Origin of the sequence: Acidovorax sp. LjRoot117 (assembly GCF_964252695.1) — a bacterium.
Classification (GTDB): domain Bacteria; phylum Pseudomonadota; class Gammaproteobacteria; order Burkholderiales; family Burkholderiaceae_C; genus Acidovorax.
On sequence record NZ_CAXUPO020000003.1, the window covers coordinates 664,351 to 678,318 of the forward strand.

Annotated in this window: 8 protein-coding genes; 5 read left to right on the forward strand and 3 right to left on the reverse strand. The window is 61.1% G+C overall.

The annotated features are described in order from the left end of the window. The first annotated feature begins 310 nt into the window (after positions 1–310). Complete coding sequence (fusA, locus tag ACSQ3D_RS12690; protein ID WP_436127133.1) at positions 311–2,359, forward strand: elongation factor G; 2,049 nt, start codon at positions 311–313, stop codon at positions 2,357–2,359. A 593-nt stretch (positions 2,360–2,952) separates the two neighbouring features. On the opposite strand, the gene ACSQ3D_RS12695 is transcribed toward fusA, so the two are convergent. After that, positions 2,953–3,858 (reverse strand): hypothetical protein, encoded by a 906-nt coding sequence (locus tag ACSQ3D_RS12695; RefSeq protein WP_436127134.1) that lies wholly within the window; start codon positions 3,856–3,858, stop codon positions 2,953–2,955. A gap of 219 nt (positions 3,859–4,077) precedes the next feature. Beyond that, positions 4,078–5,070: a hypothetical protein gene (locus ACSQ3D_RS12700; RefSeq protein ID WP_436127135.1), complete on the reverse strand. Its 993-nt coding sequence runs from the start codon at positions 5,068–5,070 to the stop codon at positions 4,078–4,080. 804 nt (positions 5,071–5,874) lie between these two features. Between ACSQ3D_RS12700 and ACSQ3D_RS12705 the strand changes: the two genes are divergently transcribed. From ACSQ3D_RS12705 to ACSQ3D_RS12720, 4 genes are all read left to right on the forward strand, one after another. After that, positions 5,875–9,258 (forward strand): hypothetical protein, encoded by a 3,384-nt coding sequence (locus ACSQ3D_RS12705; RefSeq protein WP_436127136.1) that lies wholly within the window; start codon positions 5,875–5,877, stop codon positions 9,256–9,258. Further along, entirely contained in the window at positions 9,255–10,160 is a 906-nt protein-coding gene (locus ACSQ3D_RS12710) for an RHS repeat-associated core domain-containing protein (protein ID WP_436127137.1), read from the forward strand. The genes ACSQ3D_RS12705 and ACSQ3D_RS12710 overlap by 4 nt, the downstream gene beginning before the upstream one ends. Continuing rightward, positions 10,157–10,579, forward strand: a complete 423-nt coding sequence (locus ACSQ3D_RS12715) for a hypothetical protein (protein ID WP_436127138.1) — start codon at positions 10,157–10,159, stop codon at positions 10,577–10,579. Before ACSQ3D_RS12710 ends, ACSQ3D_RS12715 begins: the two co-directional genes overlap by 4 nt. Positions 10,580–11,042: 463 nt before the next feature. Continuing rightward, a complete protein-coding gene (locus ACSQ3D_RS12720) occupies positions 11,043–11,633 on the forward strand; it encodes a hypothetical protein (protein WP_436127139.1) in 591 nt (196 codons plus the stop codon). 317 nt (positions 11,634–11,950) lie between these two features. Here the strand turns inward: ACSQ3D_RS12720 and glmS are convergent, their stop codons facing one another. Further along, positions 11,951–13,891 (reverse strand): glutamine--fructose-6-phosphate transaminase (isomerizing), encoded by a 1,941-nt coding sequence (gene glmS, locus ACSQ3D_RS12725; RefSeq protein ID WP_436127140.1) that lies wholly within the window; start codon positions 13,889–13,891, stop codon positions 11,951–11,953. Positions 13,892–13,968: the final 77 nt, after the last annotated feature.

Sequence of the window (13,968 nt, forward strand, 5' to 3'; positions counted from 1 at the left end):
CTCGATCGCGTGTCGGAGGGCTGTGCGCCTTCCGGTCCAACAAACCCCGGCAGGCCCACCATCCCTCCGGGGTTTTTTGTTTTCAGATCCATCGACACCCTCACCCACCTATGCGTACCTACGACAAGTTGATCGCCACGATTCCCGACCGCCGGAGCTTGAGTTCCGTGCGCCCGGGCTCCGGCGACAGCACACATCCCAGACGCTAGCGACCAGGCGAATCCATCTCGCCTGGGCTGGCGCAAAGCCAACCAGGCGGCAGCTGCTCGCAGAGCCGAGTGCAGCCGCAAGACAGATTGAAAGATTCGCCATGACCAAGAATTCACGCAACCCGCACAGCAACGCGCAACTGCGCAACCTCGGCGTCATTGCCCACGTGGACGCGGGCAAGACCACGACCACCGAACGCATCCTGTTCTACACGGGCGAGAGCCATCGCATCGGCGAAGTGCACGACGGCACGGCGCACATGGACTTCGACCCACAGGAGCAAAAGCGCGGCATCACCATCAACAGTGCGGCCGTCACGGTGCACTGGAAGGGCACGCAGCTCAACCTTATCGACACGCCCGGCCACATCGACTTCAACATCGAGGTGAACCGCTCGCTGCGCGTGCTCGACGGGGCGGTCGTCGTGTTCGACGGCGTGGCCGGCGTGGAGCCGCAGACCGAGACCAACTGGCGCCTGGCCGACAAGTACCGTGTACCCCGCATCGCCTTCATCAACAAGCTTGACCGCGTGGGTTCCGACTTCCACCGCGTCGTGGCCATGATGCAAGAGCGCCTGGGCGTGCACGTGGTGCCGCTGCAGATCCCCATCGGCGTGGAAGGCGACTTCCGCGGCGTGGTGGACTTGCTGAGCCTGCGCGCCCGCATCTGGGACAAGGACGACGCGAGTGCCCCTTACCGCGAAGCCGATGTGCCTGCCGATCTGGCCGATCAGGCAGCGCGCGCCCGCACCCGCCTGGTGGAGGCCGCGGTGGAGCAAGACGACGCGGCCCTGCAGGCCTACGTGAACGGTGAGGAGATCGCTGTGGATGTGTTGCGTGCCGCCATCCGCAAGGGTGTGCTAGCTGGCGCCTTCGTGCCCGCGCTGGCCGGTTCGGCGTTCAAGAACCGCGGCGTGGAGCCTTTGCTCGACGCCGTGGTGGACTACCTGCCCTCGCCGGACGACGTCGTGCGCGAAGGCAGTGGAAAGCCCGGTGCGGCCGCCGACACCTTCGCGGCCCTGGCGTTCAAGGTCGTCACCGACGACCATGGCGCCAAGGTGTTCGTGCGCGTGTACAGCGGCCGGCTGGGCCGGGGCGATGTGGTGCTCAACACCAGCACGGGCAAGACCGAGCGGGTGTCGCGCCTGTACGAAGTGCATGCCGACCAGCACATCGAGCGCGACGAGCTGGTGGCGGGCGACATCGCCGCCGTCGTGGGCCTGAAGGACACGCTGACGGGGCACACCCTGAGCGACCCCGCACACCCCGTGGTGCTGGAGCAGATCAGCGTGCCCGAGCCGGTGATCCATGTGGCCATCGAACCCAAGACGAGCGCGGACCAGCAAGGCCTGTCCAAGGCGTTGCAGTCCCTGCTGCGCGAAGACCCGAGCCTCAGGCTGCAGCACGACGCCGAATCCGGCCAGACGATTCTGTCCGGCATGGGCGAGCTGCAGCTCGAAGTCTCGATCGAGAAGCTGCGCGCCCGCCACGGCGTCAACGTGTCGGTCGGCCGCCCCCAGGTGGCCTACCGCGAAACCATTTCACGGAGTGTGGAGGTGAGTCATGTGCACAAGAAGCAATCGGGCGGCCCCGGCCAGTTTGCCGAGGTGAGGCTGCAGCTCGCACCCCTGCCCCGGGGCGAAGGCATCCGCTTTGAAAGCCGCATCGTCGGCGGCGCCGTGCCGCGCGAGTTCATCCCCGCGGTGGAGACCGGCATCCGCCGCGCCGCCCTCTCGGGCGTGGTGGCCGGCTTTCCGGCGGTGGACTTCGTGGCCGCGCTGGTGGATGGCAGCTTCCATGAACGCGACTCGTCCACGCTGGCCTTCGAACTGGCGGCCATGGCCGCTTTCCGCGAGGCGTTCGCCCAGGCCGGGCCGCAGGTGCTGGAGCCGGTGATGGCTGTGGAAGTCATCACGCCGGCCGAGTACCTGGGCGACAGCATCGGCGACCTGAACCGACGCCGCGGCCTCGTGCGCGGCCAGGGCCAGCGCGGCAACGCGGCCACGGTCGAGGCCCAGGTGCCGCTCAAGGAGATGTTCGGCTACATCGGCAGCCTGCGCGCCTTGTCCTCCGGGAGAGCGCAGTACTCGATGCAGCTGGACCACTACGAGGTGGTGCCTGCGGCGCAGATGGCTGCCTTGTTGCCATAGTGGGTTGGACCGCGCCAGGCCAGGCGGGATGGCCCGGGCGCGCCAGCGATAAGCAGGAAGGGGTGCGGACGCATGTCTGCGCCCCTTTTTTGGTGGCTGCGTGCACCGCTGAGTTTGATCACTCGAGCCCAGGATTCACTATCGAACCAAACACATGCAGTTGGGCCCTTACAAACGGCCGTCTCATCAATCACACGGCTGACACCGCACACACGGGGCCACCCCACGGATCGAAGTCAGGGCGTTTTCCCCCGCTACACGCTCAGCGCGAAACTTCACGCTGTGCCAACCTGAAGACCTGTGATCAGGGAAGTACCGTGAACGCGAAAGCGCACTGTCACAACGGTCGTCGAGTCCTAGGCGCCAGCTTTTGGTGCATGCATACCCGACCGCCGTCGTTTTCCGAGGCGAAGGCTTGCAGGGTAGCCCGTGTTTCGGCCTAAGGTTCCGGCAGACTCTCTGCAGCGACTTGGATGGCGCGGAATCGTCTGCGGGCTTTTCTGCTTCAGCGCGCCATGCAAATCAGCCCGCAGAGATCAGTCTTGTGAGAAGCTGATCCATGTTTCACTCCACGAGGGCCGAAGCCCTCATGCTTACCAGCCTCGAAACGCCTTCACGTCTGCAGCCACCGCCGCAGCAATGGCTGCGTGCGTTGCCAGCGTCGGGTGCAGACCCTCGTGGGTCGTGCCGCGGTTCATTGCCACGGTGCCGTCGCTCCAGTAGTTGGAGCGGATGGCGAAGCCGGGGTAATGGGCATTCACTTCGGCCACGCCAGCGTCGATGCCGGTGTTTGTCGCAGGGAAATACGCCTGCCACTCCGAAACCTTCGCAGCAATGTAGGCTGGAGTGAGGCCGGGCGTTACGAGACCAGCAGCGTAGGCGTCTTCGGGCACCGTGTAGGGTGCTTCGATCACTACGAGGCGGCGACCTTGGGCGGCCAGTTGCTTGCCAAGCATGCCGATTTGGTAGGCCACGATGTTGTGCTTGTCAGTCGTGTTAAAAACACCTTCACCCTCGCCGTCGTTACCACCGAGGTGGATGATGACGGTATCAGCCTGGATGGCTGCAGCGTGCTGCACCAGCGTCAGGCCGCCCCATGCCAACACGTCGCTGGCGGGGTCGGTGGCGTAGCTCTTGCGATAGCCGTTGACCATACCGGTGAGCGTGCTTCCGCCAAACTGCTGCGCGTCGTAGCTGGAGGCGCTGCTGGCACCGAAGATACGCCACGCCAGATCGTAGAGGCTGGGGTGTGCACCATGAGCCGGGTAGCTTGTGAACTGAGAAATTGGGCCCGTACCCAAAGGTGCGCCAGCAGCGGTAGTGGGATTGCCACCGACGTTGCCTCCGTCCCCGATGGAGTCGGTATAGACAGCGATCTTCTTGGGGATCACTTGCGCATGCAGCAAGCTGCCATGCGCCAGCAGCAGGACCGAAACTGCTGCAGTTGCGGCCAGACGCAGCAGAGCGGGCAATAAGGGACGACGTTGTGCAATGTTCATAACAGCTCCTCAGTGGTGGTGGCTCGGCGCCGCGATGGGCGGGCCTGGGCAGGAAGTGCGCGGGACGATGGTTCGCTGCACGGCGCACCCGCCCGCGGCGAAGCCGACTTTTGTCATGTCGGCATATGGCACTTGATCAGGTGCCAATCCGGGTGACGTCATGGGGGTTGCCCACCCACGTCGTCCCGGCGGCCGGGCTTGTTAAGTACAAGCGCAGTCCTACCAGCGCGCCCATCCAGACGCAGGGTAGTTCTGCTCGGCATGTCCAATCACTGCAGCCACAGTCGACAAGTTGCCGACGGCGACCAACCGGCGGGCTGTGTGCCACTGCGTGTCGGAGATGGTGGGTGCAGTTGCGTTGTCACCCAGTACGGACATCAACGCCAGTTCGTTCGGCGATCCCTGGCGCCGGCTCGCGTAGACGCGGGTAAATTCGTGCGCATAGAACGCCATGCACGTACCTTGGGCCGGCTGCTCGATCGCATCCGCGCGGTCACAAAGTGCAATCGCGTGACCACTCCGCTCGAAGTTTTCGTTCCAGAGCCATTGCTTGATATCGTGACTGAAGCTGGGGCCGGTCGACCCTTGCAGCTGCTGAAAATTCACTCCGTCGACGCTGTAGTAGGCATAGCGCAAGAAGTTGACATCCACAAAAGCCACCGGCAATTCCGACAGGGCTTTGACCAGGTCAGGAGATGCCGGGCCGTCCTTGCGAATCGACATGTCCACGACCATCGCTTCGCGCGGCACCGCAACGCCGTCGCCCAACGTCACGCCGAATGCCATGTCGTACGGAGCAACGCCTGGCTGCCCGCCATTGCAGGTACCGGAGAGGCCCGGTTCGTCATAGAGCAGTGGATCGATTCCGAGCAGGATGCCGTTGCTGGCCGGGGTTCCGAGCTGGGCGCCATTCCAATTCGGAATCGAGCCCGTCAGCACTGAGGTGCGCCCTGCGCAATCACCACCCTGCGTCGGGTTGTAGTTGTTGCCTTGGCTACTGCGGCTTGTCATCTGAAAGTCTGCGCCGGCGTTGTCGTGGGGCACCACCTTGCGGCCGGCGATCCACATGTTCGTGATCATCGGCGAGTTGGTTCCGTAGGGCGCTATGGCCTCGTTCAGTTTGATGCGGATGACACCGTTGTCCTTCTCGAACTCCTGGGCCGACGCAGCCACGGATGCGAGCAGTGCCACCGAAAGGAATATGTGCTTCATGCAAAAAATCTCCTGGTTGAGGTCAAGGTCGGTACTTCAGCAAGGCAAGCAATGCGGTAAATAAGGTGTTTCATCTGCATCAGTGGAACTTCAGCAGGGTTCACTTGCAATGTGCAAGGACAGCTCCATCGCGAGACGTCGCAGATCCCTCATCCTTATTCACGCGCGCAATCGCAATAACCGGCAAATAATGCAGCAGCCGCAACTGATGCAATATCATTTTTGATAGGTATCCTTAGAAAACACCGCCTAGCCACCCATTGCGATTGATTTGCATTAAGCAAGCTTCAATGGTTTCTGAAAAGGGCTGTTTGTGAGTGAAAGTATGCCGAAGTGTTCACTTACTGCATGATTGCGCTTATTGGTGCCATATCCTCACCACTAACACATGTGAGATTTTTGAATCGTTTAGTTGCAAAACAAATTAATGCTTACAAATTAACTTCGCCATACACCACAGCAAAGTGAATCGTTTCGTTTGTTGCAAATTTCGAATTATTGTCACATTCAAAAGCAAATAGTTTGTGTGCAAAACAGCAATCAACCTTCGCCACTGATACTAATTTGCATTTTGCTTTCCCTAAACAATACGATTCCGCCGAATACTGGTGAAAATTTGCGCGCTACAAAAGCAAATTGACTTCTCCGGTCAACTTATGCATAAGACCACATAGGTAGTTTTTAAGGTTTTCATCGCTGGTAGATATTGAAGAGATAGATTGCGACAAGACGTGAGCACATGTGAGGCCGCCCCACGCATGTGCTTGCTGAGTGATTTATCACCTTCAACGGGAGGAGAGCCCAGTGTCAAACCCAACCCTTCGGCGAATCAGCTTCGCCTTGATCGCTGCCGCCAGCGCAGCACAAGCCCAGGAGGTCATCCCCGACTTCTATAAGGAGCCCGGGATCCAGCCCAACCGCGACGCGGTCAATCAAAGCCACCACGAAAGCATCGACCCCTTCACCGGCTCGCTGCAGCGGCACTACGTGGACATCCGAATTCCGGGCAATGGCGGCTTGGACCTCAAAGTCATCCGCTCATACAACAGCAGCAACGTCGACCCGGCCAGCGCCGGCCAGCCCAGAACCACGGCTGGGTGGGGTTGGACCATTCACTTCGGCCGCATCCTCAAAGCCCGCGAAGGCTTTCCGTGCTTCAACAAGAACGTGGAAACAGTCGCCGAGAACCCAGTGCTGGAGTTGCCGGACGGAAGCCGTCAGTTGCTCACCTTCACCAACCAGAACTCCCCCATGGCGCTGACCACTCAGCGCTGGCGGGCTGACTGCAACCCGGGTGGTGACGGTCTCATCGTTACATCGCCGGACGGTGTGGAATACCAGATGACTCAGGCTCTGGGCTTTTCGTCTACCTCTTCGCCGGTGTACGAGTGGCACACCAAGAAGATCACGGACCGCAACGGCAATTCCATCACCATCAACTACGCCTCGGCCAGCAGCTCGGAGATCCGCACCGTAACGACCAGCGACGGGCGCTCACTGACCTTCAGCTACGACGGCGCGGGCAGTGCGATACCGCGTATCCGCTCCATCACGGGTGCGGGCCAGACCTACCAGTACAGCTATCAAGCATCTGGCATCAGCGGCATTTACCAGCTCACCCGGGTGGTGCGCCCCGACAACAACGACTGGACGTACGAGTACAACGGCAACAGCGGAACGTCGGCGGGCAGCTACCTGATGCGCTCCGCGAAGACGCCTCAAGGCGGGACCATCAGTTACTCGTATGACTTCGAGTACTTCGACTCGCAATCCAACCCCGCGAGCCGCTCCAACGTGGTCAGCAGAAAAACCATGAGCACGGGCGGGACCTGGACTTTCAGCTACGCGCCCGGGGGAACGGGCTCGCTGGACACCACCACGGTATCGACACCCGCTGGAAGCATCGTCTACAAGCACTTCGGCCCGGGATATGCTGGCTCTGGAAGTGTCTGGAAGGTGGGGCTTCTGGCCGAGAAGCGCATCGGCTCGGAGCAGGTGGAGCAATACGTGTGGGAGAAGCAGACCATCTCCAACGAGACGTATTTTCGGCCCGGTGCTTTTCTGACCAAGATTGACTATCTGCAGACCAACGCGCCGCTGCTGGCGCAAAAGACCATCACCCGCAATGGTGCAACCTACCGCACCACGTTCAGCAACTTCGACAACTACGGAAATCCTCGCACGGTGTCCGAGTCCGGGCCCAACGGTGGCAGTCGAACGACCAGTATCAGCTACTACACCAACACCTCCAAGTGGATCATCAAGCAGCCTGAGAACGAAAGTTCCGCCGGGCACTCAGTCAGCCGCGATTTCGACAGTTCCGGCAATCTGACCAACGAGACCAAAGACGGCGTCTCCGTCAGCCGCACTTACGACGGAGAAGGCAACGTGAGCAGCACGACCTTTCCCCGTTCGCTGACACACCGGTACTCGAACTACATGCGTGGAGTGCCGCAAAGCGAGACGCAGCCCGAAAGCATTTCGATCTCACGCCAAGTCAGCGATGCGGGCAACGTGACCTCGGAGACTGACGGCAACAGCCGCACGACCCGCTACGGGTACGACGATCTCAACCGGCTCACATCGATTGATTTTCCGATAGGGAACAGCATCAGCATCAGCTACTCGGCCACCAGCCGGCAAGTCACGCGGGGTTCGCTGACCGAGACCACCTCGTACGACAGTTTTGGCCGGGTCACAGGCGTCACCCGAGGCGGCATTTCCAGAAGCTACACAGTGGATGCGTTGGGGCGTATCACCTTCACATCAGACCCGGACAGCTCATCGGGCCAGACCTACCGCTACGACATGCTCAACCGGCTGGAGGAGGTCCGCAACGCAGACGGTTCAACGCAGTCCATCTCGTATAGCTCGGGCTCCAAGACGGTGAGAAACGAGCGCAACTATTCCACCAGCTACTCGTACCGCGCATACGGTGATCCTGACAGGACCTTCCTGATGGAAGTGTCCACACCGGACAGCAGTTCCAGCGTGCGCTTTGACCGCAACAACAAGGATCTCATCACCTCTGCGACCCAGGATGGCTGGACACGCAGTTTTGGCTACAACAGCAATGGCTACCTGACATCGGCAACTCACCCAGAGACCGGCACGACCACCTTTGGGCGTGATGCTGCAGGGAACATGACCTCCAAGAGCGTGGGCTCTGCCGGCTCGATCTCGTATTCGTACGACAGCCAGAACCGCTTGAGCACCATCAATTACCCGGGCTCAGCCCCCTCGGTCTCACATACCTACGACCGACGTCATCGACTTCTCAGAACAACCTCCTCGGAGGCGACCCGGGACTTCACCTACGACGGCAACGGCAATCTCACCAAGGAAGAACTGGATGCTGGTGCAGTGAGCTGGCGGGCAGAGTATGGGTACAACGGCAACGACCAACTGACCTCCGTCACGTACCCGCGCTCGGGCACCACGGTGAACTATTCGGTCAACACCTTGGGCAGGCCGACGGCCGTGTCGGGCTATGCGACATCGGTGTCCTACTGGCCGTCGGGACAGCTGCGCAGCATCACGTATGCGAACGGCACGCAATCGGAATACGGCCAGAACTCTCGCTTGTGGCCCAGTTCGTTCAGAACGTCGCGCTCGGGTTCATTGTTCACCAATGCGGCCTATACCTACGATGACGTGGGCAACCTGACCCGGATCAGCGACACCAGCGACGACAGCTACAGCCGCACCCTTGGCTACGACAGCATGGATCGCCTGACCACCATGTCCTTCGGAGGCGGCTCCGGCGCCATCACGTACAACGGTGTTGGCAACATCACCCGCCAGACTTTCGATGGTGAGCAGTTGAACTATCAGTACAACAGCGACAACCGCCTGAGCGCACTTACGGCGACACCCAATACGCTGTCGACGACGTTCACCTACGACTCTTTAGGCAACATCGCGAGTGGGTCGGGCCGCACCTATACCTACGACTCGGTGCCCAACCTCACGTGCGTGAACTGCTCCACGCCCGCCACCAGCATCCAGTACGCCTACGACGGCGACCAGAAGCGGACATCGGTCACCAAGGCAGGCGTGAAGACCTACGAGTTCCACGGCGTGCACGGCAACCTGCTGGCGGAATACACGCCCGGCGTGCCCGGCAAGCTGGTGGAATACATCTACCTCAACGGCAAGCGCATCGCCCAGAAGGAGTCCGCACAATGATCACGACGCTGAACACCGCTATGCGAACTTCTGTGTATCGATTCGTGGCACGCCTGGCACTGCTGCTCACCCTGACGGTCGGCACCCTCGGCACGGCTTCTGCGCAGACCGTCACGTACTTTCACAACGATATCGCTGGCACCCCGATGCTGGCCACCGACGCTGCGGGCGCCGTGGTGTGGAAGGAGAACTACCTGCCTTATGGCTATCGCCAGGTGGCGGACCCGGCCAGCGGCGGTAACAAGCTGTGGTTTACAGGTAAGGCTTACGACCCGGAGACGCAGCTGTCGTACATGGGGGCGCGGTACTACATGCCGCTATTGGGGCGGTTTACGGGCATCGACCCGGTGGAGTTTGTCCCTGAGCAACCGCACAGCTTCAACCGGTATGCGTATGCGAATAACAATCCTTATAGGTACGTGGACCCGGATGGACGGTATGCAATACCTCTGTTGGCACTTGCCACCGTGCTCGTGGTCGCGGGGAACAGCGATGCAATGAAACCGGAGAATATTGCGCTGAGGGCCAAGTCGCTGAGTCAAGCAGGTGAGCGCCTGTCGAATGCATTAAACCGAGCATCGAATTGGGTGTTCAATGAGGGCGCAGACTTGCCGAGAGGTGATTCAGATGTAGCAATTGAGGGCGTTAAGGAAGGCTTGAAGAACGAACTCGACAAAAAAGGGCGACCAGTAAAAGGGCACTATGTAAAGCCCGGCGGTAATGCGCAAGAAGATTTAAATTCACTACCAGGAACCACTGGAGAAAATGGTCAAAAACTATTACCTGACGGAAGCACTGCAGGAATCCATACTTCGCACACAACAGGACATCAAACACTGCATATTCATAGGCCAATTGGAAGCAGGGACGTCAAAATTCGCTACCCGGAGAATCCACAATGAGTCGAATTTATGAACTAGAGGTTTGGTCGCAACCAGGAGGCAATCTACCTTCGGAATACAGCAAGGAAGTGCTGCAAAGAGAGATGTGGAGTAACGGTGTGCCGGAAAATATTTTTCTCGGCCTCAGCTCCATTCCCGACAAGATCGACTGCGATAACTTGCAATCGGCAATTCAGTCCGGCGAGTTTAAAGAAAAAGAATTTTTCGAATTTTGTATAGCTCATCAGTTGAAGCCAGATCTGCAGTCCGACGAAGCCGCATCAAAATTTCTGGAGTATAAAAATGGCAGATGCCTTGCGTGGATACACCTTCCCATATCATCTGAGGCGGGCATTTTGTCAAAAATTATTAACCTTCTCCAGTCACATGGACATCTAATAATCTATCCAGATGGATTTGAGATGAAAGAAGCTCAATGAATTGGGTTTGACTCACCGCGGTAGTGCCTCGCCTATGTTCGCATCATTCGGAAGCTATTCCGGGCAATTAAAGTCGTAAACTGAAGCCTAGCATCCATGCGGCCAAGCGATCTGCTAGTCATAGCAGCGGCAAATCTAAAGTCGCAAACTCCTTCAGATATGTGGGAGCGACCACTCAAACACGGCTCGCAGCGGTTCATCGAAGCGTTTTGCTAGTGCAGTAGGCTAAGCATCTGAATCCAAGATCCCGGCTTGAATGCGCCCACCTGCTTAGGATGCCAAGGCTTTGTGCGTCGATGCCAAACCAGGTCAAATACGATTTCACGCAATGCGATCGAAGGCTGAAAGAACGCCAACTGGCGACCAGCCGGCGCCGGGCATGCTCGTCCGCCCCTATCAGGCCAGCCGCCTTGCGGCTACCGCTTCAGGACGAGCGCATCTTGCCGATAACCAGGAGGTTATGGTGAAAAGCCTCCTCGGTCTGCTGCTGGCCAGCGCCTGCTTCCAGGCGCAGCCCACCAACCTGTCTCCCTGCGACAAGGCGGTGCGTTTCACTGCGGCTTGGTTCGCCGACCCGGAAGTGGACAACGCCAAATCGGCCGCCGAACTGACGAAGATCGGCGCAGGCGCCGGCCGCAGCGGTACGCAACTCGGCCACGTCGTTGTCGAGACCAAGCTGGCCGTGATGCCGCAGACCAGTTGCCAGGGAGTCGTCGTGCGGCTGGATTACATCAAACCGGTGCTGCGCGTGGCCAGCGAGATCCCGCCGGGCAGCTGTGCCTATGCGCACGTGATGAAACACGAGCAGACGCATGTGCGCATTCACCGCGACATCGCGCGCCAGTTCCGCGAGCTGGACTATCCCTGGGCCTCGGGCGCAAGCAGCGCAGGCATCCTGGCCTACGCGAAACAGGAACTCGACCGCCTGATGCAAGCACAGGTACTGTTCGACAACCCCGAGGAATACGCCAGCAACTTCAGCGCGTGCGGTGGCGAGATCGCGCGGCTGGTGAAGCCCGCGACGTCCACCAAGTCGGGGAAGACACCAAGTTGAGGCAACCGCCTTCCGCGAGGGCTGATTGGTCGCGTCTTGGATTGAACCAGACTGATGTCGACGATCAGGCTTGCTGCCGCCGAGACCGGAATGAGCCACCGCGCCAACCTTCGACTGCGCGACTTGTTCTGCCCCCGCACCCACCATGCGTGTGGGGATAGAGCCACTCGCGCGGCTCATGGGGCGTCGGCACATGAGTCAAAAGGGCTTACTTACTTCTGCAACGGCGCTAACACCGTGGCCCACAGCAGCCGCGCTCGAACATGTCATACCTGATCTTGAATTGCCCAGAACAACGGATCACCTGCTCCCTCCCCTCACTCCACCGTCACACTCTTCGCCAAATTCCTAGGCTTGTCCACATCCGTCCCCCGCGCACAGGCCGTGTGGTACGCCAGCAGCTGCAGCGGCACCACGTGCAGCAGCGGGCTCAGGGGGCCGTAGTGTTCGGGCATGCGGATCACGTGCAGGCCTTCGCCGCTTTCGATGCGGGTGTCGCCGTCGGCCAGCACGTACAGCACGCCGGCGCGAGCGCGCACTTCCTGCATGTTGCTCTTGAGCTTTTCCAGCAGGGCGTCGTTGGGCGCCACCGTGACCACGGGCATGGCGCTGGTGACCAGCGCCAGGGGGCCGTGCTTGAGTTCGCCGGCGGGATACGCCTCGGCGTGGATGTAGCTGATCTCCTTGAGCTTCAAGGCACCTTCCAGCGCGATGGGGTAGTGCAGGCCGCGGCCCAGGAACAGGGCGTTTTCCATGCGGGCGAAGTCTTCGGCCCAGCTGATGAGTTGGGGCTCCAGCGCCAGCACGGCCTGCAGGGCCACGGGCAGGTGGCGCATGGCCTTGAGGTGCTCGGCCTCCTGCGCGTCGGTCAGGCGGCCCTTGGACTGGGCCAGCGCGAGCGTCAGCAAGAACAGGCCCGCCAGCTGCGTGGTGAAGGCCTTGGTGCTGGCCACGCCGATCTCCACACCCGCACGGGTGATGTAGGCCAGCTTGCATTCGCGCACCATGGCGCTGGTGGCCACGTTGCAGATGGTCAGCGTGTGCAACATGCCCAGGGACTGCGCATGGCGCAGCGCGGCCAGCGTGTCGGCCGTCTCGCCCGACTGGCTGATGGTGACCACCAACGTGCGCGGGTTGGGCACGCTGGTGCGGTAGCGGTATTCGCTGGCCACTTCCACTTGCGTGGGGATGCCGGCGATTTCTTCGAGCCAGTATTTGGCGGTGCAGCCGCTGTAGTAGCTGGTGCCGCAGGCCAGGATGAGGACGCTGTCGATCTCCTTGAACACGCGCCAGGCGGCGGCGCCGGGCTCGCCGTGCAGGCCTGCACCGTCGAACAGCTCGGGCACGATGCCTTCCACGCCTTCGAGCGTGTCGGCAATGGCGCGCGGCTGCTCGAAGATTTCCTTTTGCATGTAGTGGCGGTACGGGCCCAGCTCGGCCGCGCCGCTGTGGGCCTGCACGGTGCGCACGGGGCGCTGCGCGGGGGTGAGCGCGGTGCGGTCCTTGCCAACGATCCAGTAGCGGCCCAGTTGCAGGTCCACCAGGTCGCCCTCTTCCAGGTACACGATCTGGTCGGTGACGCCGGCCAGGGCCATGGCGTCGCTGGCCAGGAAGTGCTCGCCCGCCACCGAGCCCGCAGTCCCGGAGCCCACGCCCAGGATCAGCGGCGAGCCGGCGCGCGCGCCCACCACGCGGTGCGGCTCGTCGCGGTGGATCACGGCGATGGCGTAGGCGCCATGCAGCTCGGCCACGGTGGCCTGCACGGCCTCGAACAGGTCGCCGCTGTAGTGGCTGTCCACCAGGTGGGCGATGACCTCGGTGTCGGTCTGGCTGGCAAACACGTAGCCGCGGGCCTGCAGCGCGCGGCGCAGTTCTTCGTGGTTTTCGATGATGCCGTTGTGCACCAGGGCCACGCGGCCAGCGCTGTGGGCGTGGGCGTCAGCCCCCGTGCCGTGGCTGAAGTGCGGGTGGGCGTTGTGCACCACGGGCGCGCCGTGGGTGGCCCAGCGGGTGTGGGCGATGCCGGTGGCGCCGTCCAGGTGGTCGGTCTGCACCTGCTCCAGCAGTTCGGCCACGCGGGCGGTGCTGCGGGCACGCTGCAGGCCGCCGCGCTCGGTGCCGTGGCGGGCAGGGTCCAGGCTGGCGCCGTGCACGGCCACGCCGCAGGAGTCATAGCCCCGGTATTCCAGCCGCTGCAGGCCTTGCACGAGGATGGGAACGATGTTGCGCGTGGAGACTGCGCCGACGATGCCGCACATGGAGATGCCTTTGTGTGAAACGGATGAGGGATGGTAGGCACGCTCCAAAACAATTTCTCATCGATATTTTCACCGTT